This window comes from Sphingobium herbicidovorans (assembly GCF_002080435.1).
GTDB lineage: Bacteria > Pseudomonadota > Alphaproteobacteria > Sphingomonadales > Sphingomonadaceae > Sphingobium > Sphingobium herbicidovorans.
The window spans coordinates 200,754-223,549 of the sequence record NZ_CP020539.1 but is presented as its reverse complement, the minus strand read 5'-3'; the positions used below and the strand labels follow the sequence as shown (position 1 = coordinate 223,549).

Here is a 22,796-nt window from a genome sequence, read left to right as displayed (position 1 = left end):
TCTGCCCCGGTCAAAAGGACATGCCATGTTCGATGCTGTGGACGCCATCATACTCGCCCGCGCGCAATTCGCCTTTACGGTCAGCTTTCATTTCCTGTTCCCGGCCTTTTCGATCGGGCTCGCCAGCTACCTGATGGTGCTGGAGGGGCTGTGGCTCGCGACGGGCAAGGGCGTGTACGCCAATCTGTACCGCTACTGGCTGAAGATCTTCGCGGTCGTGTTCGCCATGGGCGTCGTGTCCGGCATCGTCATGTCCTACCAGTTCGGCACCAACTGGTCGGTCTTTTCCGACAAGGCTGGCCCGGTCATCGGCCCGCTGATGGCTTATGAGGTGCTGACCGCCTTTTTCCTGGAGGCGGGCTTTCTGGGCGTGATGCTGTTCGGGATCAACAAGGTGGGGCGCAAGCTGCATTTCGCCGCGACCTGTGCGGTGGCGATCGGCACGTTCATTTCCGCATTCTGGATATTGTCGGTCAACAGCTGGATGCAGACGCCGACTGGCTATGAGATCGGCGCGAACGGCCAGTTCCTGCCCGGCCCCAGCTGGATGGCGATCATCTTCAACCCCAGCTTTCCCTATCGTCTGGTCCACACCGTACTGGCGGCTTATCTTACGACCGCCTTCGCAGTCGGCGCGGTCGGCGCCTGGCATCTTCTCAAGGATCGCGCCAATCCCGGCGCGCGCACCATGTTTTCCATGGCGATGTGGATGGCAGCGATCGTCGCGCCGATTCAGGTCGTCGCGGGCGACCTGCACGGCCTCAACACGCTGGAGCACCAGCCGGTCAAGGTGATGGCGATGGAAGGCCATTATGACAGCCACCCCGATGGCGCGCCGCTGATCCTGGCCGGCATCCCGGACAGCGCGAACAAGCGTATCGACTATGCCATTTCCATCCCCAAGGCGTCATCGCTGATCCTGAAGCATGACCTGAACGCGCCGCTTAAAGGACTGGACACTGTCCCCGACACCGACGAGCCGCCCGTGCCGATCGTCTTTTGGGCGTTTCGCGTCATGGTCGGGCTGGGCTTCGCGATGGTGGGGCTGGGCATGTGGAGCCTGATCGCGCGCGCCCGACGGCGGCTTTACGATTGGCGATGGCTGCACAGGGCCGCGCTGGTCATGGGGCCATCGGGTTTCAACGCGGTGCTGGCAGGCTGGGCGGTGACAGAAGTGGGTCGCCAGCCCTTCACGGTCTATGGCCTGCTGCGCACGGCGCAAAGCGCTTCGCCCTTGGACGCGCCAGCCGTCGCCGCTTCGCTGATCGCGTTCGTGCTCGTCTATTTCGCGGTTTTCGGCATGGGCATATGGTATCTGCTGCACCTGATGAAAAAGCCGCCCGAAGCGCATGAGCGCGCGTTGAGCGACGCCCCGATCCGCACCGCCGGGATAACCCCCGCACCCGCCATGGAAGGAGGCGAATGATGGTCGACCTGACGGTCATCTGGGCAGCCATCATCGGCTTTGCGATCATCGCCTATGTCGTGATGGACGGTTTCGACCTGGGCATAGGCATCCTGTTCCCGCTGTTCAGGGCAGGAAAGGACCGCGACACCGCGATGAACAGCATCGCCCCTGTGTGGGACGGTAACGAGACATGGCTGGTGCTGGGCGGCGGCGGTTTGCTGGCGGCTTTCCCGCTGGCCTATGCCATCATCCTGCCCGCGCTTTACGCGCCGCTCATCGCGATGCTGCTGGGGCTTGTGCTGCGCGGCGTCGCGTTCGAGTTCCGCTGGCGCGACCCCGCGCACCGGCTGTGGTGGGACAGGGCCTTCACGGGCGGTTCGGCCGTCGCCACCTTCGCACAGGGCGTGACGCTGGGCGCGTTGCTGCAAGGCATCAGTGTAGAGGGCCGCGCCTATGCCGGGGGATGGTGGGAATGGCTATCGCCCTTTTCCATGCTGACCGGGGCGGGGCTGTTGGTCGGCTATGCGCTGCTCGGCGCATGCTGGCTCAACTGGAAGACCGAGGGCGACCTGCAACGGCAGGCGGCGGGCTATGCCGGGCGGCTGGGCATCGCTCTGCTGCTGGTCATCGGCGTCGTCAGCCTGGCGACGCTGACGCTTGAGGCGAGCTATCAGGACCGCTGGCTGTCATGGCCCGGCATCCTTGCGACGGCGCAGGTTCCGCTGGCCACCCTGATCGTGACGGCCCTGTTCTACCGCAGCCTTTCCCGTCAGAAGGATGTGCAGCCCTTTATCTGGGCGCTTGGGCTGTTCATGCTCTGCCTGCTGGGACTGGGTATTTCGATATGGCCCTATGTGGTGCCAGCGCGCGTCACGATATGGGAAGCCGCCGCACCCTATCGCAGCCAGATATTCATGCTGGTCGGCGCGGCGATCCTGGTGCCCGTCATCCTTGCCTACACCGCCTGGGCCTATTGGGTGTTCAGGGGCAAGGTCGGCGACGAAGGCTATCATTGATGCAGGGGCGCTGGGCCAGGCTGATATGGTTCATCGGGATCTGGGCGACGAGCGTGGCTGTCCTGGCCGCCGTGTCGTTCGGCCTGCGCCTTTGGCTGATGTGAAGCCCGAAGCGGCTGATTGCATCAGGACAAAGGGCGCATCATGATGGCTTCATCACGGGTGAAGGGTGAGGTCGTTTACAGCATGATGAAATTAATGTGCGCCCTTCCGGCCGATCCGGTGAAGCGCATACATCTTCTCGTTCTGCTGGTCATCCAGGGCGTCATGATGGCCGACCTGTTTTGGGCGATTGTCTCGGCGCGCTGGATGCATGTTTTCCTGATACTGGGTTTGACGGCGGCGACATGCCTGCCGATACTATTTCCGCGACGCCTGCCCGTGCCGATCCCCTCGGAAATCCAGCTGCTTGCAATAGCGTTTCTGTTCGCGACGATCTTTCTGGGCGAAGTGCGTGATTATTATGAGCGCATCTGGTGGTGGGATCTGATGCTCCATGGAAGCGCAGGCCTGCTTTTGGGGCTGCTCGGTTTCTGCATCATCTATATCTTCAACGAAAATGACATTGTCGATTTCCACCTGACGCCGGGGTTCGTCGCCCTGTTCGCCTTCTTCTTTTCGGTAGGGCTGGGCACCTTGTGGGAAATCTTCGAGTTCGCAATGGACCGCTGCTTCGGCCTTACCATGCAAAAGCCGATGCTGGGCGATCCGTCCGGCCTGACCGACACGATGTGGGACCTCATACTGGACACCGCGGGCGCTGCCATCATCAGCGGGGCGGGATGGCTTTATATGAGGCGGGGCCGACGCGACTGGCTCCAGGGACCGCTGCGCCGCTTCATCGAGCAACATCCAGACATATTCGAGCCAAAAGCGACCACCTCCGACCGTTAAATCGGCGGCAAACTGCCGATTTGGGTTGCCTCATGGGGACGAAGCGGGAAAGAGGAACCCGTCGCCCCTCAGGTTCAACACACCGCGCCAAGCAACGGCGTCCGGGAGAAGATTTTGCTTTTGGTCCTCATCGCCCTGCTGCCCTTTGCCTGTGCCGCAGTGCTCTCCATGATGAGCGGCGCGAGCCGGACCTGGCAGACGCTGGTGGCCATTACGCCTTCCTTCGCCGGGCTGCTGCTCCTTGCAGCGATGCTGCCCCCCGTGATGGCCGGCGGCGTGGTCCAGTTTCACGCGCCATGGGTGCCGATGCTTGGGCTGGACTTCGGCCTGTGGCTCGATGGGCTGGGCCTGTTGTTCGCGGGCCTGATACTGGGCATTGGCCTCCTCATCATCCTTTATGCCCGCTACTATCTGCCGCCCGACGAAGCGATGGGGCGGTTCATGATGCTTATGCTCCTGTTTCAGGGAGCGATGCTGGGCATCGCGCTGTCGGCGAACATCCTGCTGCTGCTGATCTTCTGGGAATTGACGAGCCTGTCCTCCTTCCTGCTGATCGGATTTCGCAACGACAAGGCGGAAGGCAGGCAGGGCGCGCGCATGGCGCTGGCCGTCACGGGCGGCGGCGGGCTGGCGCTGATCGGCGGGCTGATGCTGCTGGGCGACATCGCCGGATCTTTCGAACTGGCCGACATATTGGCGGCTGGCGACGCGGTTCGCGGTTCCCCCCTCTATCCCGTGGCGCTGGTGCTGATCCTGATCGGCTGTTTCACCAAGTCGGCGCAGTTCCCTTTCCATTTCTGGCTCCCGCACGCCATGGCCGCTCCTACCCCGGTCAGCGCCTATCTGCACAGCGCGACCATGGTGAAGGCGGGCGTGTTCCTGCTGGCGCGGTTATGGCCGGCGCTGTCGGGCACGGACCTGTGGTTTTACCTCGTATCGACGACGGGCCTTGTCACGATGATCATGGGCGCGGCGGTCGCGCTGTTTCGTCATGACCTGAAGGCTGTCCTCGCCTATTCGACGGTCAGCCATCTTGGCCTGCTCACCATGTTGTTCGGCCTGGGCACGCCCGCCGCCGCGATGGTGGGCGTTTTCCACCTGTTGAACCATGCGCTGTTCAAGGCTGCGCTGTTCATGAACGCGGGCATCGTGGATCATGAAGCAGGAACGCGGGACATCCGCCTGCTGGGCGGGCTGGCCGGATTGATGCCGATCAGCGCGACGCTGGGCATTGTCGCCGCCGCTTCCATGGCGGGGCTGCCGCCCTTTGGCGGTTTCCTGTCCAAGGAGATGATGCTGGAGGAGGCCGCGCATAGCGTCTGGGCCGGGCAGCATTGGTTCATCCCACTGGCGGCGGTGATCGGCGCGACCCTGTCTGTCGCCTATTCGCTGCGCTACATCTTCCACCTTTATCTGGGCCGCCGCCGCCATGATTATCCCACCCAGCCGCATGATCCGCCGCTGGGCCTGTGGGCGCCGTCGGCCCTGCTGGTGGCGCTGACCGTGCTGATCGGGCTGTTTCCGCAAAGCCTGACATCCGGCCTGATCGCCAGGGCAGCAGGTGCGGTGACGGGGGGAAGCGCGCCTGTATTCGCGCCCGCGCTGTGGCATGGCGTTACCCCGGCGCTGGGGATGAGCGTCATCGCGATCATCGTCGGCGGCGCGCTGCTCTGGCGCCATGGACAGTTCCAGCGCCGTTGGGACGCAGCCCGCCTTCCCGACGCGAAGCGGGCGTTCGACAGCGGTATCCATCGCTTCATCGGCATGGCCCGCGCCGTGACAATCGCCATCCATAACGGATCGCTGCAAAGGCAGCTCAGCCTGCTGTTCCTTGTCGCCATCGCGCTGGGGGTTCAGGCGGTGTGGATCGGCGGCTATGCGCCCGGCACGCGCGCGACCATGCCTGCGCCGCCGGTCGCGGTTATCGCCTGGCTGCTGTTGATTGCGGCGATCGCTGCGGTCGTGAAGGCGCAGAGGCAGCGTTTCCTGACACTCATCTACATCAGCGTCATCGGCCTGATCGTTTCGCTGACCTTCATCTACCTGTCCGCGCCCGATCTGGCGCTGACGCAGATTTCGGTCGAGGTCGTGACGATCCTGCTGCTGCTGCTGGCGCTCAACCTGTTGCCGAAGAAACCGGCGCGGTTGTCCAGCAACGGCCGAAGGCTGCGCGACGGCTTGATCGGAATGGCGGGAGGCGCGGCCACCGGCCTTGCGGCATGGGCGGTGATGACCCGGCCGCCGAATGATCCCATCTCCGCCTATCACTGGGCCAACAGCTACGCCCATGGCGGCGGGACCAATGTCGTCAACGTGATCCTGGTGGACTTCCGCGCGTTTGACACGTTCGGCGAAATCACGGTGCTGGGCATTGCCGCGCTCACCATCTTCGCGCTGTTGCAGCCCGCCACCCGCGGCATTTCGGGGCAAAGGCTTCGCCAATGGGTCGCGGATCTGCCGCGATCCCCCGAGCGCCACCCGATGATGTTCGCCGTGGCGGCGCGGCTGCTGCTGCCGCTGGCGACGATGATCGGCCTCTATATCTTCCTGCGTGGGCACAATATGCCGGGCGGAGGATTCATCGCCGGACTGGTCATGTCGATTGCGATGCTGATGCAATATATGGCGTCGGGCTTTGAATGGGCGGACGAGCGGCGACGGATCGACGAACATCTGCTGATCGGCCTGGGCGTAATCATCGCCGCGCTGACCGGCCTTGGCTCGCTGTTCTTTGGCGCGCCGTTGTTCACCAGCGCCTTTGGCCATTTCACCTTGCCGATCATCGGCACTTTCGAACTGGCGACCGCCATGCTGTTCGACATCGGCGTCGCCATGACCGTCATCGGCGCGGTCATGCTGGCGCTCGCGGAACTCAGCCACATCGCCCAGCGGGCGCAAAGGGAGCCGGAGGAGGACAGCGGCCCGATGGACATCGACCCGGCCAAGCTGCGGGGTGCGCGGGCATGAGCATGGAATTTCTGGTCGCATCGGCCATCGGCATGCTGACCGCCGCGGGCATTTACCTGACCCTTCGCGGCCGGACTTTCCCGGTGGTGCTGGGCCTCACCATGCTGTCCTATGCGATAAACCTGTTCCTGTTCGCCATCGGCCGCCTGACCCGGAACAGTCCGCCGCTGTATGAAAAGGGGCTGACCAGCTATACCGATCCGCTTCCCCAGGCGCTGGTGCTGACGGCGATCGTGATTTCATTCGGCATGACGGCGCTGGCGGTCGTGCTGTCGCTTCGCAGCTTTCTGGAGACAGGCACCGACCAGGTCGATGGAGCGGTCGAAGCCGATCCGCCCAGGCCGGATCGCGAGGCGCAGTCATGATAGAAGCGCTGATCGCCGCCCCGTTGCTGCTGCCCGCTTTCGCCGGAACCGCGACGCTCCTCTTCCTGCGGCGGCGGCGCTGGATCGGCGCGGCCATTTCGATCGGATCGGCGCTAGGCCTGATCGCTGTGTCCATCATCCTGATGGGATGGGCGACCGCGGGCGAGCCGACCGCCTATGCACTGGGCGACTGGCCAGCGCCGTTCGGCATCGTGCTGGTTCTGGACAGGCTGGCGGCGCTGATGCTGCTGCTGACCGCGCTGCTGGGACTGGCGGTGTCAGTCCATGCGACGGTCACCGGGCTGGACCGCAAGGGATGGCATTTCCATTCGCTGTTCCAGTTCGAGCTGCTGGGCCTGAATGGCGCTTTCCTGACCGGCGACCTGTTCAACCTGTTCGTGTTCTTCGAGGTGTTGCTGATCGCGTCCTATGGCCTGATGCTGCATGGTCAGGGTGCGCGCCGGCTGACCGCGGGCGTCCAATATGTGATCGTCAACCTGATCGGATCGACGCTGTTCCTGGTCGCCCTTGGCCTGCTCTATGGCCTGACCGGCACGCTCAACATGGCGCATATGGCGGGGCGCGTGGCGATGTTGCCCGCAGGCGATCAAGGACTGGCCCAGGCGGCGGGGCTGCTGCTGGCGGCCGTCTTTGCGCTGAAGGCGGCGCTGTTGCCGTTGCATCTGTGGCTGCCCCGAACCTATGCCGCCGCCGCCCCGGCCGTCGCCGCCCTGTTCGCGATCATGACGAAGGTGGGGGCCTATGCCATCATGCGGACGATGCCCCTGATCTTTGGCGATGCGGCGGGCGCGTTCCTGCTTCCCGCCGCGCTTGGCACCATGTTGCTGGGCTTCGTCGGCCTCCTTGCGGCGCGCGGCCTTCGCGAGATGGCGGCCTTTGGGCTTGTCGGGTCGACGGCCATGCTGCTGACGGCGGTCGCCCTGTTCGACGGGCAGGCTATGGCGGCGGCGCTCTATTATCTTCCGCACACCACATTGTCGGCCGCCCTGCTGTTCCTGACAGTCGACCTGATAATCCGGTGGCGTGGCGCGGAGGGTGCAGCCATCGTCCCGACGCCGCGCTATGCAGGGCAAGGCATGCTGGCCTTTCTGTTCCTGGCGGCGGCCGTGGCGCTGTCCGGCCTGCCCCCCCTTTCGGGGTTCATCGGCAAGCTGCTGATCCTGCGCGCCACATTGGCGTCCCCCCATGTCGTCGCGATCTGGGTCGTGGTGCTGGGCACCAGTCTGATCGCGCTGATCGGACTGGCGCGCGCGGGCAGCAGGCTGTTCTGGAAAGAGGATGCCACCCAACCCGTGAATGCCGACCGGCCAGCCCCAGGCCGAGTGGAGGCGCTGCCCGCCTTCTTCCTGCTCGCCCTGCTGGCTGGCCTGACCATCTGCTCCGGCCCGGCCACAGCCTATATGGAAGCGACGAGCGCCCAGATTTTCGATACGGGCGGCTATGTCCGCTCTGTCCTGGGTTCGGGCGATGAAGGGAAAGGCGGCGAATGAGGCGGCTATTCCCCCACCCCGGCCTGACGCTCCTGCTCGTCATCATGTGGATGCTGGTGCTCAACGAGCTGAGCATGGGCGGCTTCCTGCTCGGCCTTGTGCTGGGGATAGTGGTGCCCCTGTTCACCGCGCCCTTCTGGCCCGATCGCCCAGCGGTCAGATATGGCTGGCCGCTCATCGCCTATGTGCTGCTGGTGATCGGCGACATCATTACCGCCAATTTCCATGTGGCGCGGCTTGTCCTGTTCCGCCGGAACCGCGACCTGCGTTCCTGCTGGCTCAGCGTTCCGCTCGACCTTCGTTCTGCCGAAGCCGTCACGGTCCTGGCCGGCACGATCAGCCTGACGCCCGGCACGGTATCGGCCGACATATCGACGGACGGGCGGTATCTGCTGGTTCACGGGCTGGATACGGGCGATCCGCAGGCGGAAGTGGCGCGGATCAAGGCGCGATATGAAAGGCCGCTGATGGAGATTTTCCGATGATCCAGCTGGCCCTGACCATTGCGCTTGGTTGCATCGCGCTGGCCGTGCTGTTGAACCTGTACCGCCTGCTGCGTGGGCCGACCGCAGCGGATCGCATATTGGCGCTCGACACGATGGTCATCAATGCCATCGCGTTCATCATCCTGTTCGGGATCATGGAGAAAACCACCGTCTATTTCGAAGCGGCCCTGCTGCTGGCGATGGTCGGTTTCGTGGGAACGGTGGCCTATGCCAAGTTCCTGCTGCGCGGCGACATCGTGGAATAGGAGCAGGGAATGACCGATTTCATCGACATCGCCATCGCCCTGCTGATCGTGCTGGGGGGCGCCTTTGCGCTGATCGGCAGTTGGGGACTTGCGCGCCTTCCATCACTGATGACCCGTTTGCATGGCCCTACCAAGGCGACCACGCTGGGGGTGGGCGGTTGCCTGATCGCATCCATGCTCTATTTCCCGACGCACGGGCTTTCATGGTCGGCGCACGAACTGCTGATCACGCTGTTTCTGTTCATAACGGCGCCGATTTCGGCCAATATGATCGCCAAAGCCTATATCCATGGCCGCCACAGTCATCCGGATGCCCCCGGTCAGTGGGAGGGCGATTTGCCCGACGGACCGGGCGGCAACGCGGATTGGGCGACGTTCGGCGTGCAGGACGAACGGGAGTAGGCCAATCGCGGCGTTCGAACAGGCCGGCATCCCGGCCTGTCCGGAGGGGCCGAACTAGACGGCTTTGTCGCGCGCGATCAGGACGCTGATGGGCGAGTTCCTGACGATGGCGGAGGCGTTGGATCCCAACATCCGCGACGACAATGACGGCTGATGCGACCCGATGATGATCAGGTCCGCCTTGCTTCGCCGCGCTTCTTCGAAAACCTCGTCCCTCACCGTCCCGCGGCGCGTGATGAAATTGGCGTCTTCCAGCCCATATTCGATTTTCCAGTCGTGGATGCGGCGGCGCGCTTCCTCGATTTCCTGCGTATCGAAATCTCCCGAAAGCAATTCTGCATATCTTACGGGCAGATAATAGCGGACATAGAGGATGTTGATCTTCGTCGCCCCGGCCTGAGACGCCTTCAGGGAACGTGCTGCTTCAAGCGCGGACCTGGCGTGTTCGGGATCATTTATGTCGATGGCGACCAATATCGTTGCAAAGGTCATTTTTCCTGCTCCTATCCTTGACGCTTTCTTTTACCATGATGGCGAACGTCGAAGGTGTAACTATTGTAATAAATGATTTCGGCTGGCTTTGCACGACGGGCCCGCGCCACCGGGCGGACGGTCGCATGCCAGTGACACGATTCGGCAGGTTGCAATCGGACCGCCTAGTGACCAAAGGTGCCGTTCTGACCATCAACGCGTAAGATCGACGGAGTTTGGGGCATTGCTGATTCCCGCACCCCTGCGCGCGCTTCCATGGAGCATGTTGTTCACGGTCCTGGCGATCACGACGCTGGGGCTGGCAACGCTCTATTCGGCGGCGGGCGGGCATATGACGCCCTGGGCTTCCAACCAGGCTTTGCGTTTCGTCGTGCTGGCTGGCGGGATGCTGGTCCTGTCGCTCGTGCCGGTCAGCATCTGGATGCGCTTTGCCTACCCCTTCTATGGCGTCACATTGGCGCTGCTGCTGATCGTGGAATTGTTCGGCAAGATCGGCATGGGCGCGCAGCGCTGGATCGACCTGGGCATCATACGGATCCAGCCTTCGGAATTCATGAAGCTGGCGATCGTTCTTACCCTGGCGCGTTTCTACCATCGCGTGCCGCCCATGTTCGTCAGCGCGCCATTCGTGCTGCTCATCCCGGCGGGGCTGATCGCGGTGCCCGCCGGTCTGGTCATGCTGCAGCCCGATCTTGGCACGGCCCTGATGATCACGATGGCGGGAACGCTGCTGATCTTCATGGCGGGCACGCACCTGCGCTGGTTTATCGGCGCAGGCGCAATTGTCCTTTCCATGCTGCCGGTCGCCTGGGGCATGTTGCACGACTATCAGAAGAACCGGGTGCTCACTTTCATGGACCCGGAAAGCGATCCGCTCGGCACCGGCTATCATATTTCCCAGTCGAAGATCGCAATCGGATCGGGCGGCATATTCGGCAAGGGGTTCCTGAACGGCACGCAGAGCCATCTGGCCTATTTGCCTGAGACGCATACCGACTTCATCTTCGCCACGATGATGGAGGAATGGGGAATGATGGGCGGGCTGTTCGTGATCTTCGCCTATGGCTACCTGATCTGGTGGGGCCTGAGCCTGGCCATGCGATCGACGTCCGTGTTCACGCGCCTGACCGCCATGGGGCTGACCTTCACGCTGTTCCTGTATGTCGGCATCAATCTGTCCATGGTGATGGGGATGGCGCCTGTGGTCGGCATTCCGCTGCCGCTCATGTCCTATGGAGGATCGGCCATGATGACCGTTCTGATCCTGCTGGGGATATTGATGTCCATCCATCGCGACAATCAGTTGCGGAGCCGAACCCCGAACGGCCTGTAGAAGGCTGTTTCACCGCCATCCATCGAACGATGTCAGCAGCGATGGCGGGTTCCCAAAGCCCTCCCTGTTGGCCGCAAGAGGATTTGGCCGGTTCAGCAGCGCCTGCCAGTCCGTGCGGATTGTGGGCGCAGGAGCGGGAGCGGGAGCGGGCGGCTGTGCGGTGGATCGATCGCCGATCACTTGCTGGATCACAGGCGCCAAAAGCGTGAACAATTGCGCGGGCAAGGCGCTGGTGAACCGATATTGCGATGCCTCGGCCCCTTCCACGAAGGCGGTGATCGTGCCGAAATGGCGCTGGCCGATGAAGAAGGCGAAGGTGGCCGTACGGGAACGCGCCTCCGACCCGACGAGGCGACCGCCAGACCCGTATCGCATATGGCGATTGTCACCGGTTCCCGTCTTGCCGCCGATCATCATCGCAGAGCCGTCCGCTGCGGTAACCGATTCATAGGCCCGCCGCGCCGTTCCATTTTCAACGACATCGACCAATCCCCGGCGCACCGCGTGGGCGATTTCGGGCCGAAGCACCCTGACACCGGCTTTCGGCCGCGCCTTCATCACGGTTTCATAGGGAGTCCCTTCCGCAAAATGCAGCCTGTCGATGAGCCGGGGCGCGGAACGGTAACCCCCACTCGCGACGATGCCCATCAATTCCGCCAGGGCATCGGGGCGGTCGCCCGATGTGCCGATGGCGGTCGCATAGGAGGGCACGAGCGTTTCGAAGGGGTAGCCCAGGCGCTGCCAATCCTTGTGGATCGGGACAAAGGCCTGTTTTTCCAGCATGGTCCTGATCCGCCGGTTCTGCCCGGCGAAACGGTTGGGTTTGAGCAACCAGAGATAGGCTTCCTGCCGCACGTCGGCGCTTGCAGCAACGATATCGCCCCACGACGCACCGGGATGCGTATAGAGATAGCCCGCCAGCCACAGTTCGAGCGGATGGATATCGGCGATGTAGGACCGGTCGGCCAGGTTGAGCCGGTCAGGCGCATAGGTTGCATACAGCTTGCGCATGCCTTCTTCATCATCGGGCGGGGTTTTTGCCCATTGCCGGATAAAGGCGGAAAATTGCTTGAAGTCGGCATCGGGCCGGACGGTTCGGAACGCCGCCGCCAGCCGGGGGCGCAAATATTTGGCGCGTTCGGCGACATGGCTCATAATCGCGGTAGGATCCAGCTCCCGATATTGGGGACGGAAGCGGGCGAGATATTGCCGCCCCTCCATGTCGATGAAGCGCCGCAGATAATAGTCCCGGCGCGGGTGATCGGCTCGTTCGAAAATTCCCGCCGCGCCCGGTATGCGGGCGAGGTGATAATCGACTATGTCGCGCATCATGCGGATGAAGACGAGGTTGACGCTCTGTTGCAGCGCATAGGACACCGTCATTTGCCCGCCATGCCGCCGGTTGAAATTGGCAAAGCGATGCATGCCCCCGGCGGTGAAAAATCGCTCGCCCGTTCCCGCGGAATATTTCTTCTCCATCGCCGCATCGACAATGGCCGCCGTGCCCCTGTCGCCATTTTCCAGCAACTGCCCGGCAGCCCACGCGGTCAACGGATCGCCTTGTTGGACGAGGCGGTTCAGTTCTGCGGACGGCCTGGTCCGAAGCTCGTCGTGAAGATCTGCGACGATGTTGAGGTAAGTGATGAGCGTGCGGACCTTCGCCGTGGACCCCAGTTCCAGCTTCGTCCCGGCGTTGACGTCCAGCGGCCCGTCAAGACTGTCCGTCTGGATGCGCACATGGGTAGAACCAGCGCCACGTTCATAAAGCGTGAAACTGTAATTCACCTGTGCCGGTGCGCTTCCGCTGAGCAGTCGGGGTCCGGTAAGCCCCAGTTCCGATAACCCTTCCGGCTCTCGCAAACTGCGTAGCAGCGCCGTCGCTTCCGCCTGAGCCTTCCTGTCGATCGACGTTTCGACGGTCAGGTCCAGCCTGTGGAGATCGTAGAAGCTCGGCGTCTTGATCAGCTTCGCCAGATTGAGCCGCAATGCGTTCGCCGCCTTCGCCACGGAATCGGACAAGGGCGCGGCGTCAGGGGGCGTGGTGTTGAAAGTGAGCCGCGCGCCAATGGCAGCATCGCCAAGATCGGAACCGATGATGTTTTCCGCGACCATCAGGCGGAGATAGCTTTCGGTCAGCGCCTCCAGTTCATCGCGGCCCGTCCCCAGATAATGAGCGGGGCGGCGCTGCGCGATGACCAGGCTTAGAACCTGTTTCAGCGCAAGACCCTGTCGGCGCAGTTCCGGACCGGTTCGTGCGGGTGTGCGCAGCGCCCTGTTCACGCTGGCGAAATCGGCTCCGTACCAAAGCTGCAATCCGTCGCCGAGGCCGATGACCTCCCCATGGCCGCGGAAGCCCGCGAGCGGGATCAGGTTCAGCGCATCCACGACGGTCTGCTTGCGGAAATCGACCGTATTAAGGCCGGAGTGGTAGGCCCGCAGGCTGGCCGACGTCATCTGCCGCAGCTTTTCGATCGGCCCGGTCGTCCGTCCACGCGGTGAATGGCGCAGCTTTTCCATCTGCGTCGCCACGGTGCTGCCGCCAGGACTGCGCTCGCCGTCGCTGCTGGCCCCGAAGCTGATGAGGGCGAGGCCGAGCCGATCCCACTCAACGGCGGGATTGCGGCGCGGATAACGCAGGCTCAGCAAATCGCGATTTTCCACAAAGAGCAGACTGCGAACCGCAAGGTCGGGCACATCGTCATAGGAAAGATAGATTTGGGCCGGATCCCGGTAGGAAAAAATCGGCTGCCCCCTCGCCCCCACCAGCGTCAGGCCCGCAGAGGTTTTCTCGCGATAAGGGGGGAATCCGCCAAGGCTTTGAAACCATTGCAGTGTGGATGACGTCCGTGCCTGTCGGTCGATCGTGAAGCCTTCACGCGACAGTTGGGCGATATAGTTGGGCAATTGCACATAGCCCAATCGTGTGTCGAACGGGCCGTGGGCCGGAAAGGCGATGTCCTCGCTGGCGCCATTGCCCATGTGGAAATGCATGCGGTCCGCCAGCCGCGAGAACAGGTGAGACTGAATGTAAGAGGTGCGAAATTCGACAGCTGCGACGATCAGAAATGCGACCAACGCTATCACCATCGCAGTCATTCGAGGGCGACGCCTTATCCCCCTCCAGCCGCTGTGCGCGCGCAAGTTCGTCAAGCGGCGGTAGGCGCCAGCTCCCAGTTCCGATGATCCCAATAAGGTCGTCATCGCCCTCCTCACCTCAGGTGACGCGGCGGCCCTTCCATCTTTCAGTCGAAACCATCTGGAAATGCCCGCCGTAGCACGATCGCTGCCGGTTAAAACGCACCGCCCATCAATTCGTTTCATCGCAATTTAATTTCGTTTCATCCCGGTGTTTGCGTGCGGAGTCAGTTGGATAGGGGCGCGATTCCCCTCACTTCCAACCCGGTGGGATTTGCGTAGGGCAGTGGCTCTGGAACCCTGTTACTGGCATGATGAAGCGATGCCGGGACGCATTTGAAAGATCCCGGACGACTGGAGAGTAGCATGGCCCTGCGTGACATTATTTTGCAGATGAACAGCTATCCCGAGCCAACCCCCGGTTGGGCGCTCGACAATGCGCTGGCCCTCGCCAGCGGGCTGGGCGCCAGGCTGTCGGTCGGTGTGTGCCAGGTCCGCATTCCTCCCGCATCCAATTGGCTGGCCGACACGCTGATCGATGCCGCCGGCATGATCGCTGCGGAAAACCGCAAGAGCACGGACCATGCACAGGCGCTGCTTGCTCAATTCCATGCTTCGGCAAGCGACGACATCAGAGGCGAGGCGATGCTCGTGGAATGCGTGGGGATGATGAGCACCTATTGGCAAATCGCCAGCAGGGCGCGCGCCTATGACCTGCTTCTCGTCCCGGTCCATGGGCGTGAGCAGGGTGTGCCGGTGGAAGGCTTGATCTTCGAAACGGGACGCCCGCTTATCCTGCTGACCGAAGATGCCCGGAACGGAAAGTTCGATCATATAGTGGTCGGCTGGGATGGCAGCAGGGCCGCGGCGCGCGCTCTGGCTGACGCACTCAGCATTTGTGCAGAAGCCAGAACGGTCGAGATCGCGACCGTCGCGGGTGACAAGGATCTGTCACCGGCCGCGTCGGTTTCCGATATCGTTCGCCATCTCGGACGCCATGGCATCACCGCCAACGCTATCGAAATCCCGGCAGCTGGGCGTGATGCGGGACAGGCGCTGCAAGCCTATTGCACAGAGGCGGAAAGCGATTTGCTGGTCATGGGCGCCTATGGCCATTCACGGGTCCGTCAATTCGTCCTGGGCGGCGCGACCCGGTCGGTGCTGGAACGACCGGCGCTTTCCATTTTCCTGTCGCACTGATGGCAGGCGGCGGCGCATGGCGCCTCGATGCGCGTTCGACTCACTGTTCAGACAGGACGGGGATGGGAGAATTGCCGTGATCGATCCGAATTCTGCGAAATCGCGTCTGGAAGCGCAACTGGCGGAACTGGAACGCCGCCAGAAAAGCGTCGCTGATGATCTGTCCGAGCCGCTGAACCCGGATTCATCGGAACAGGCGGTAGAGAAGGAAGACGACGCCTCGCTGGAGGCGCAGGCCGCCTTGATCGCGCGCGAGATCGCTTCCGTGCAGCGCGCCCTTTCAAGGATCGAGAATGGAACTTATGGGGAATGCGTGCGCTGCGGCGGCGCTATAACGCCGCAGCGTCTGGAGGTCCGGCCCGAAGCGGCCCTGTGCATCGCGTGCGCCCAGAAGGCGGGTTGATCAGCCGGGCGCTCCAACAGCGCCCGGCGGGAACTCAGCGGACCACAAGCACGGGAATATCGGTGTGCGTCAGCACTTCGGACGCCTTGCTGCCCAGCATCAGGCGACCCAATCCCCGGCGGCCATGCGAAGCCATGACGATGAGGTCACAGTTCCGTTCCTGCGCAGCCGTGATGATCGCCTCGGCCACCTCCGTTTCCGGGACATGGAGCGTGTCGGCGGTCACGCCCAGTCGCTGCGCCGATTGTTTAGCGGCAGCCAGGATGCTGTCCGCGACCTTCGTCTGGCCTTCGGAATATTCGGCCAGCGCCGCACCGCTCCAGGCAAGATCATAGCCCGCTCCGCTGGTGTACACCGGGAACCGCTCAGTCACGGTGATGATCGTCACCTCGACGCCCAGGGTCTTTGCCAGCGCCAGGCCATGATCCACGCCCTTTTGCGCGATTTCCGATCCGTCCGTCGCGATGAGTATCCGATTGTACATGCGCTTTCCTCTTCCAGTGGATTATTCATAAAAGGCAGATTGATTGAATTTCCTGCCGCAACGCCTTCGACTATTCAGTAGTACGTCCGTCAAAATGCTCGTGACTTCCCTCTGCATCGGCCTTTGTGCGGTGGATGACGCCATCGACATGTTCGGGCGGGCCATAGATGGTGTAGAGCTGGAGCAATCCCGTTCCCCTATTGATGACATTGTGGCGCGCGCCCGCAGGCACGATAATGGCGTCGTCGGCGGCAACCGCCGTGGAGACGCCATCGATCTGGACCTCGCCTTCTCCATATTCAACGCGGAAGAACTGATCGCGATCCTCATGCACTTCTTCCCCGATCTGATCGCCCGGCGCTATCGCCATGAGCACCAGTTGCAGATTGCGGCCAGTATAGAGCACGTGGCGGAAGTCAGAATTGTTTTCCGTCAATTCGTCAATGTTGCCGACAAATCCTCTCATGATGATCTCCTCTGCCTGAACCCATGGTCGCGCGAGAGATGAAGCTGAAAAATTTTCATCTCGATATTTGGAGAATGCGAGTCTTTTCGCCTTCCTGTTTAGGCGATCGAGCCTCAAAATTCCAGCCAGCCCGCTCGATTGCATTTGCCTGACGCTCGCGCGCACCGCGTTGCGGTGTCACAGGCGGGTCACGACACAGTCACGCCGTCATCATCATAGCTACGCGCCCCAGTCATAGTGTCCGCCTAGGTGCCCCCAACGGAACGAGAAGGGGCTCACCAATGACAAACGACATCTTGAAGGCGGCGCTGGTCGCCGGAACGGCCATGGCTGCGATCATGGCGCAAAACGCAGCGGCGGAAGAAAATAGCGCCGCCGTCACAGCGGTATCGGCCGAGGCGGCGGCGATGGATGAAGGCGGGGAGATCGTCGTCAACGGTTCCCCTATTCGCGAAAGCCTGGAAGCATCGCTCCGGGTGCAGCGGGAGGCCGACAATGTCGTCAACGCCATCACCGCCGATGACGCGGGTCGTTTCCCCGACCAGACCGTCGCCGCTGCGCTTGCCCGCCTCCCCGGTATCGGCGTGCAGCGCGACCAGGGTCAGGAACGCTATGTCCAGGTGCGGGGCGCGCCGACCCGCTGGACCGTCGTTTCGTTCGACGGCGTCAATGTGCTGGGCGCGGAGGAGCGCGTCTTCCGCTTCGACTCCGTCCCGGCCGCGCTTATCAGCACGGTCGAACTCAACAAGACTTTGCTGCCGGACATGCCCGCCGAGGCGCTCGCAGGCCGGGTCAATATCAAGACCTACTCCGCCCTCGATAAGCCGGGATTCCACGGCTATCTCGACCTTGGCTACGGCTTTGTCGACCTGGGCAATGGACCGCAGGAGCAGGCGGCGGGCCGCTTGAGCTATGGCAGCAACGTCTTTGGCATCACGCTGGCCGCATCTCACAGCCAGTTCGAACAGCAGACCGACAATAGCGAGCCGCGCTACGACGCCGCAGGTGCGCTTCGGGAGCTTCGCAACGCGAAATATATCATCGAGCGGGAGATCAACTCGCTTTCGGGCAAGATCGAATTCCGCCCGGCCGATGGCCATCATATCAGCGCCACCAGCCTCTACACCGAATTTCTCGATCATGAGCAGCGCAACCAATATACCTTCACCTTCACCGGCGCCGATCGCACCGGGACCAGCGGCGCTACGGTGGACGCCAATGTAACGGGGGCGTTCGAACAGGGCGAATACAAGACGTCCACCTTCTTCAACATATTGCATGGCGACCATGAATTCGGCCGGCTGCGCGCGAGCTGGGATGCCGCCTATGTCGAGACGGAAAGCAAGATCGACCTGCCGATCATCAGCCAGTCATCGACCACTGCCGCGCTTCGCCCCGACGTCACATACAGCACGGGCAAATATAATCTTCCGGTCCTGACCGTCACCAACGCGAACGGCAGCAGCGGCGCGCTCGACCAGTTCGCGTTCGACCGCGAGACTCTCACCGCCTATGTGCTGGGCAGCAAGACCAAGAGCTATACCGGCAAGGCCGACTTTGACTATGACGTTTCCGATGCGATCATCGTCTCGTTCGGCGGTCAATATGACGATCGCAAGTCGGTCGATCCGGGCGCCCTGGCTCTGTTGCGACCCGACGGCACCAGCGGATCGTTCGCCATGCGCGATGTCGCTGCCGCGCTGGGCCTGCCCTGGACACCCGGCGCCTTCGTCACCGGGACGCCCGTCGATGAAGATCTCGATCGTGGCTATGTCTTCAACTATCTGAACAACAAGGGGATGCGCCAGCAGCTTGACGCGCTGATCGCGGGCGCGCGCGAAGCGAATGCGGCAGGCGGCACCTTCGCCGTGCCCAGCCGGAACCCTGCGCTCGCCAATACGGTCAAGGAACGGATCATCGCCGGCTATGCGTCGGTGAGCTGGAAAACGGACGACCTGTCCATCGTCGCGGGCGCGCGGGTGGAAAATACGAAAATCCGCTCCACCGGCACGGCGGCAGTGGGCGGAGCCTTGAGCCCGGTGTCGGTCAGCAGCGACTACACCTTCGTCTATCCCAGCCTCCACCTCAACTATGATGCGACCGATGAACTCAAGTTGCGTGCCTCCTTCGTCAGCGGCGCGGCGCGGCCAAGCTTCGTCGAGCAGCGGGCGACCGTCACCATCAACGATGCGGCAGGCATTCAGTCGATCATCGGCGGCAATCCCGCGCTGAAGCCGGAACGGGCTTTCGGCGTCGATGCCTCTGCCGAATGGTATTTCGCGCCTGCGTCGCTGCTGTCGGTCAACGGCTTCTACCGCAAGGTCAAGGACACGCTGTTCGAAACCACAGCGCCGGTCGGCGACAGCCGGTTCGACTTTGGCGGCGTGGACCGTTCGGGCTATATTTACAGCTCCACTCTGAACGGCGGAGACGGAAAGCTCTACGGCGTCGAATTCGCCTATAATCAGCCCTTCACCTTCCTCCCGGCGCCGTTCGATGGACTGGGCGCGCAGGCGAGCCTGACGTTGGTGGATGGCGATTTTGAACTGCCGTCCGGCCGCGAGGTGGCCTTCCCCGGCACGTCGAAGCGCATCGCCAACCTGTCGCTATTCTATGAGAAGGCCGGCTTTTCCGCGCGGGTAGGTTATCAGCACCGCACCAAATGGCTTGATGACATTTCGGTCGATGCCACGTCCGACATTTACTGGGCGAGCAACGAGCGGGTCGACCTGTCGGTCCGTTATGAGCTGGTGAAGGGCTTCACTCTCTATGCCGATGTCGTCAACCTGACCAATGAGCCGGGGATCCGTTATACCGGCAGCGACGCCACGCCTTATGAAGTGGAACTGTTCGGCACGCGCTATCTGTTTGGCGTCAAAGCCAATTTCTGAAGAGGGGATGAGCATCATGATGAAGTCCATTGCACTCGCGGCCCTTCTGCTCGGAAGCGCCGCAGCCTCCCCCCTCGCTGCGGCGGAGGCGCCTGCAAGCCCGATGGTCGAGCGGATCGCGCCCGATCGTTTGAAGATCAGTTGGTCCGCGAAGAACGCCGTCGATGTCTATATGTCGGACAAGGCGGATGCTGTGGCAACCGCATCCGCGCTGGTGTCCGCCAGGGACAGGGACGGCGTGCATGAGCAGGCGGTCAAGCCGGGCGAGCGCGCTTTCTTCCTGCTGAAGAATCAGCAGGACGGCGGGACAATCCGCGTCGCCGAGCGGGTGCTGCCGCTGGAGCAGGGATCCAATTTCCGCGACATCGGCGGATATCCGGCGGCAGGCGGGCGTCAGGTGAAATGGGGCATGATCTATCGGTCCGGCGCTACGCCGCTGTTGACCGAGGGCGACCTCAAGCTCATCGAGGGCCTGCAGCTTGGCAATATGGTTGATCTGCGGTCCAGCGAGGAACGCCAGTTGGCGCCCAGCCGGATCGTCGGCGTGCCCTACAACGCCGTGGGCTATTCCATGGCGGCGATCACCAACGCGATGAAGTCCTCAAACGGCGGGGCATTGGCTAATGGCGGCGCGCTCTACCGCAGGATGCCCGACATGATGGCGCCGCAGTTCCGGGTGCTGTTCGACCGCCTGCTCGCAAACCGGGGGCGCTGGCTTATAACTGTTCGGCGGGGCAGGACCGCACCGGGCTGGCGACGGCGTTGATCCTGTCGGCTCTGGGCGTTCCGCGGGATGTCATCATTGCGGACTATCATCTGTCGACCCAGTACCGCCGACCGGAATATGAAACCGCTCCCTTTGATCCGGCTGCGTTCCCGGACAATGCCGCTGCCCGGATGTTCGCTCGATACAAGGGCACGAAGCCCCAGCCGCTCAAGGATGCCGACGGCAAGGCGTTCCTGAGTTCGGCGCTGGAAGAAATCGACCAGCGTTACGGTTCTGTCGAAGCCTATCTCGACAAGGCGTTGGGCGTCAGCGCAGTTGATGTGGCCGCGTTGCGCGCCACCTATACTGAGTGAGCTGTGTTTAACGCAGGCATGCAGAAAGTGGTTTTATGAACCGCGCCGGGTGTGACGGAGGCGTTGTCCGTTTCCGTCACCGTGCGCCGGATCGGATGGTCAACCAGATCCCCGACCTGCCACGCGTCGAAAAACCTGCCGCTCATTCCGCTTCCTCCGCAATGACGCGCACGAGCAACGTGCCCTCCTGAACCTGAGCCCCCTGCCCGAATGGCATTTCATCGACCGTTCCATCAAACGGCGCCACCAGGCCATGTTCCATCTTCATCGCCTCCAGCGTGACGAGCTTCTGCCCCTTCACCACCTTATCGCCCTGCGCGACACTGACGGCGATGATCCGGCCTGGCATGGGCGCGAGGATTGCGCCGTCACCGGCCGCGGCAGCGCGACCGGCAGATGCCCGGAACGGTCGGATTTCCCAGCTTCGTCCATGCTCTGTCACCAGCAGCCGCGTCAGAGCCGGGGCAGCAAGCCCGGAATGGCCGGCATCCAGATCCGTCTCGACAGGATGCCCGTCCACCAGAACGCGTCCGCGCTGGCGGCGCGCGCCGTTGAGCCGGAAGCCCCAAAGCGCGCCCGCACCACCCAGGCGGGCGCTGGCCGCTTTCAGAACCGCGTCGCTTGGCAGCGTTGCCGGCATCAGCGCCTCGCCTTCGCGGGCGATCAGACCGGTATCGACCGTGCCGCCGGCAAAGTCGGGATGGGCGAGCGCCTTAACCAGGAAGCCGGCATTGGTGCGGAGCGGCCAGACCACTGATCGGTCCAGTGCCTGCGCCAACGCTATGCGAGCCTCCTCGCGGGTGCTGCCATAGGCGATCAGCTTGGCAATCATCGGGTCATAATAGGGAGAGATGACCGCGCCTTGTGCGACGCCCGTGTCGATGCGCACGGTGTCGCCAAGGTCGAAAGCATCGAGCCTGCCGATCGAGGGCAGGAACCCCTTGGCCGGGTCCTCGGCGTAAAGGCGCGCCTCCATCGCCCAGCCCGAGATGGACAGATCATCCTGAGCGCAGGGCAGCGGTTCGCCAGAGGCTACCCGCAGCTGCCATTCGACCAGGTCCTGCCCGGTGATCGCTTCGGTCACCGGATGCTCGACCTGCAGGCGGGTGTTCATTTCCATGAACCAGATGCGGTCGGCCCTCAGCCCTTCCGACGCGTCGGCGATGAACTCAATCGTCCCTGCGCCGACATAGTCGACAGCCTTCGCCGCGCGCACGGCCGCTGCGCAGAGGGCGTCGCGCGTCACGGCGTCCATGCCGGGCGCCGGCGCTTCCTCGATCACCTTCTGGTGCCGTCGTTGCAGCGAGCAGTCACGCTCGAACAGATGGACGATGTTGCCATGCTTGTCGCCGAACACCTGCACCTCGATATGCCGCGGGCGCTGGATGAACTTCTCGATCAGGACATGGGCGTTGCCGAAGGAACATGCCGCCTCGCGCTGGCAGGAGGCCAGCGCGTCGGCAAATTCCGATGGCGTCTCGACCAGGCGCATGCCCTTGCCACCACCGCCCGCGACCGCCTTGATAAGGACGGGATAACCGATCGCTTCCGCCTGGGCCGCCAGAAAGTCACTATCCTGATTTTCGCCGAGATAGCCGGGCGTCACCGGCACGCCGGCGTCGGACATCAGCGCCTTGGCGGCGTCCTTCAGGCCCATGGCGATAATGCTTGATGGGTTGGGGCCGACCCACAGCAGCCCGGCGTCCATGACGGCCTGCGCGAACTGCGCATTTTCCGAAAGGAAACCATAGCCCGGATGAATGGCCTCGGCGCCCGATTGCAGGGCCGCGGCGATGATGCGATCGCCCAGCAGATAACTTTCACGCACTGGCGAAGCACCGATGTGGATGGCCTCATCCGCTTCGCGTACGTGCAGCGCCTGCGCGTCCGCGTCGGAATAGACGGCGATCGTGCGGATGCCGAGACGGCGCGCGGTCTTGATGACGCGGCAGGCGATTTCGCCGCGATTTGCGATCAGAAGAGACTGGATCATGCGGC

Annotated in this window: 18 protein-coding genes and 2 pseudogenes; 14 read left to right on the top strand and 6 right to left on the bottom strand. The window is 62.9% G+C overall.

From position 1 onward, the window contains the following. Positions 1-25 precede the first annotated feature (25 nt). The 9 genes from B6S01_RS15670 (at position 26) to B6S01_RS15630 (ending at position 9,314) form a co-directional block, all read left to right on the top strand. A complete protein-coding gene (locus tag B6S01_RS15670) occupies positions 26-1,426 on the top strand; it encodes a cytochrome ubiquinol oxidase subunit I (RefSeq protein ID WP_037468236.1) in 1,401 nt (466 codons plus the stop codon). Continuing rightward, positions 1,426-2,424, top strand: a complete 999-nt coding sequence (gene cydB, locus B6S01_RS15665) for a cytochrome d ubiquinol oxidase subunit II (RefSeq protein WP_037468238.1) — start codon at positions 1,426-1,428, stop codon at positions 2,422-2,424. Before B6S01_RS15670 ends, cydB begins: the two co-directional genes overlap by 1 nt. Positions 2,425-2,568: 144 nt before the next feature. Then, on the top strand, positions 2,569-3,318 hold the full coding sequence (locus B6S01_RS15660) for a hypothetical protein (protein WP_231568067.1): 750 nt from the start codon (positions 2,569-2,571) through the stop codon (positions 3,316-3,318). A gap of 114 nt (positions 3,319-3,432) precedes the next feature. Further along, positions 3,433-6,285, top strand: coding sequence for a monovalent cation/H+ antiporter subunit A (locus B6S01_RS15655; RefSeq protein ID WP_037468240.1), 2,853 nt, complete (start codon positions 3,433-3,435; stop codon positions 6,283-6,285). Then, the gene (locus B6S01_RS15650) at positions 6,282-6,650 is read left to right on the top strand and encodes a Na+/H+ antiporter subunit C (RefSeq protein ID WP_174525909.1); all 369 of its coding nucleotides are present in this window, start codon (positions 6,282-6,284) and stop codon (positions 6,648-6,650) included. The genes B6S01_RS15655 and B6S01_RS15650 overlap by 4 nt, the downstream gene beginning before the upstream one ends. Continuing rightward, a complete protein-coding gene (locus tag B6S01_RS15645; RefSeq protein ID WP_037468243.1) occupies positions 6,647-8,161 on the top strand; it encodes a monovalent cation/H+ antiporter subunit D in 1,515 nt (504 codons plus the stop codon). Before B6S01_RS15650 ends, B6S01_RS15645 begins: the two co-directional genes overlap by 4 nt. Continuing rightward, positions 8,158-8,646, top strand: a complete 489-nt coding sequence (locus B6S01_RS15640; RefSeq protein ID WP_037468245.1) for a Na+/H+ antiporter subunit E — start codon at positions 8,158-8,160, stop codon at positions 8,644-8,646. The genes B6S01_RS15645 and B6S01_RS15640 overlap by 4 nt, the downstream gene beginning before the upstream one ends. Beyond that, positions 8,643-8,912, top strand: coding sequence for a K+/H+ antiporter subunit F (locus B6S01_RS15635; protein ID WP_037468247.1), 270 nt, complete (start codon positions 8,643-8,645; stop codon positions 8,910-8,912). The genes B6S01_RS15640 and B6S01_RS15635 overlap by 4 nt, the downstream gene beginning before the upstream one ends. Positions 8,913-8,921: 9 nt before the next feature. Continuing rightward, positions 8,922-9,314, top strand: a complete 393-nt coding sequence (locus tag B6S01_RS15630; protein WP_037468250.1) for a Na+/H+ antiporter subunit G — start codon at positions 8,922-8,924, stop codon at positions 9,312-9,314. 54 nt (positions 9,315-9,368) lie between these two features. Here B6S01_RS15630 and B6S01_RS15625 read toward each other — a convergent pair whose 3' ends face one another. Further along, entirely contained in the window at positions 9,369-9,806 is a 438-nt protein-coding gene (locus tag B6S01_RS15625) for a universal stress protein (RefSeq protein ID WP_037468252.1), read from the bottom strand. Between the two features lie 262 nt (positions 9,807-10,068). Here B6S01_RS15625 and rodA point away from each other — a divergent pair, with 262 nt between their 5' ends. Further along, the gene (rodA, locus tag B6S01_RS15620) at positions 10,069-11,139 is read left to right on the top strand and encodes a rod shape-determining protein RodA (RefSeq protein WP_051908522.1); all 1,071 of its coding nucleotides are present in this window, start codon (positions 10,069-10,071) and stop codon (positions 11,137-11,139) included. 9 nt (positions 11,140-11,148) lie between these two features. Here the strand turns inward: rodA and B6S01_RS15615 are convergent, their stop codons facing one another. After that, entirely contained in the window at positions 11,149-14,235 is a 3,087-nt protein-coding gene (locus tag B6S01_RS15615; RefSeq protein ID WP_169802852.1) for a transglycosylase domain-containing protein, read from the bottom strand. A gap of 405 nt (positions 14,236-14,640) precedes the next feature. Between B6S01_RS15615 and B6S01_RS15610 the strand changes: the two genes are divergently transcribed. Further along, positions 14,641-15,474, top strand: coding sequence for a universal stress protein (locus B6S01_RS15610; protein WP_037468255.1), 834 nt, complete (start codon positions 14,641-14,643; stop codon positions 15,472-15,474). A 76-nt stretch (positions 15,475-15,550) separates the two neighbouring features. Then, positions 15,551-15,877, top strand: coding sequence for a TraR/DksA family transcriptional regulator (locus B6S01_RS15605; RefSeq protein WP_037468256.1), 327 nt, complete (start codon positions 15,551-15,553; stop codon positions 15,875-15,877). Positions 15,878-15,911: 34 nt separating this feature from the next. On the opposite strand, the gene B6S01_RS15600 is transcribed toward B6S01_RS15605, so the two are convergent. Together B6S01_RS15600 and B6S01_RS15595 are read right to left on the bottom strand one after the other, a co-directional pair. Then, the gene (locus B6S01_RS15600) at positions 15,912-16,361 is read right to left on the bottom strand and encodes a universal stress protein (protein ID WP_037468259.1); all 450 of its coding nucleotides are present in this window, start codon (positions 16,359-16,361) and stop codon (positions 15,912-15,914) included. A gap of 70 nt (positions 16,362-16,431) precedes the next feature. Then, positions 16,432-16,827, bottom strand: a complete 396-nt coding sequence (locus tag B6S01_RS15595) for a cupin domain-containing protein (protein WP_037468262.1) — start codon at positions 16,825-16,827, stop codon at positions 16,432-16,434. 281 nt (positions 16,828-17,108) lie between these two features. Between B6S01_RS15595 and B6S01_RS15590 the strand changes: the two genes are divergently transcribed. Together B6S01_RS15590 and B6S01_RS22170 are read left to right on the top strand one after the other, a co-directional pair. Beyond that, positions 17,109-19,718 (top strand): TonB-dependent receptor, encoded by a 2,610-nt coding sequence (locus tag B6S01_RS15590; protein WP_051908525.1) that lies wholly within the window; start codon positions 17,109-17,111, stop codon positions 19,716-19,718. Beyond that, positions 19,621-20,798: pseudogene (locus tag B6S01_RS22170) on the top strand (tyrosine-protein phosphatase). Before B6S01_RS15590 ends, B6S01_RS22170 begins: the two are co-directional and overlap by 98 nt. A gap of 62 nt (positions 20,799-20,860) precedes the next feature. Here the strand turns inward: B6S01_RS22170 and B6S01_RS21685 are convergent. Together B6S01_RS21685 and B6S01_RS15575 are read right to left on the bottom strand one after the other, a co-directional pair. Then, positions 20,861-20,944: pseudogene (locus B6S01_RS21685) on the bottom strand (MaoC family dehydratase); the annotation flags it as partial. Beyond that, positions 20,941-22,791 (bottom strand): acetyl/propionyl/methylcrotonyl-CoA carboxylase subunit alpha, encoded by a 1,851-nt coding sequence (locus B6S01_RS15575; RefSeq protein ID WP_037468263.1) that lies wholly within the window; start codon positions 22,789-22,791, stop codon positions 20,941-20,943. The gene B6S01_RS15575 and the pseudogene B6S01_RS21685, both read right to left, overlap by 4 nt. Positions 22,792-22,796: the final 5 nt, after the last annotated feature.

Coding starts and splice junctions, on each gene's coding strand:
- B6S01_RS15590 (WP_051908525.1), top strand. CDS start 17,109: ATGACAAACGACATCTTGAAGGCGGCGCTGGTCGCCGGAACGGCCATG.
- B6S01_RS15660 (WP_231568067.1), top strand. CDS start 2,569: ATGATGGCTTCATCACGGGTGAAGGGTGAGGTCGTTTACAGCATGATG.
- B6S01_RS15630 (WP_037468250.1), top strand. CDS start 8,922: ATGACCGATTTCATCGACATCGCCATCGCCCTGCTGATCGTGCTGGGG.
- B6S01_RS15640 (WP_037468245.1), top strand. CDS start 8,158: ATGAGGCGGCTATTCCCCCACCCCGGCCTGACGCTCCTGCTCGTCATC.
- B6S01_RS15635 (WP_037468247.1), top strand. CDS start 8,643: ATGATCCAGCTGGCCCTGACCATTGCGCTTGGTTGCATCGCGCTGGCC.
- B6S01_RS15575 (WP_037468263.1), bottom strand. CDS start 22,791: ATGATCCAGTCTCTTCTGATCGCAAATCGCGGCGAAATCGCCTGCCGC.
- B6S01_RS15670 (WP_037468236.1), top strand. CDS start 26: ATGTTCGATGCTGTGGACGCCATCATACTCGCCCGCGCGCAATTCGCC.
- B6S01_RS15645 (WP_037468243.1), top strand. CDS start 6,647: ATGATAGAAGCGCTGATCGCCGCCCCGTTGCTGCTGCCCGCTTTCGCC.
- B6S01_RS15615 (WP_169802852.1), bottom strand. CDS start 14,235: ATGACTGCGATGGTGATAGCGTTGGTCGCATTTCTGATCGTCGCAGCT.
- B6S01_RS15600 (WP_037468259.1), bottom strand. CDS start 16,361: ATGTACAATCGGATACTCATCGCGACGGACGGATCGGAAATCGCGCAA.
- B6S01_RS15625 (WP_037468252.1), bottom strand. CDS start 9,806: ATGACCTTTGCAACGATATTGGTCGCCATCGACATAAATGATCCCGAA.
- rodA (WP_051908522.1), top strand. CDS start 10,069: ATGTTGTTCACGGTCCTGGCGATCACGACGCTGGGGCTGGCAACGCTC.
- B6S01_RS15650 (WP_174525909.1), top strand. CDS start 6,282: ATGAGCATGGAATTTCTGGTCGCATCGGCCATCGGCATGCTGACCGCC.
- B6S01_RS15595 (WP_037468262.1), bottom strand. CDS start 16,827: ATGAGAGGATTTGTCGGCAACATTGACGAATTGACGGAAAACAATTCT.
- B6S01_RS15610 (WP_037468255.1), top strand. CDS start 14,641: ATGGCCCTGCGTGACATTATTTTGCAGATGAACAGCTATCCCGAGCCA.
- cydB (WP_037468238.1), top strand. CDS start 1,426: ATGGTCGACCTGACGGTCATCTGGGCAGCCATCATCGGCTTTGCGATC.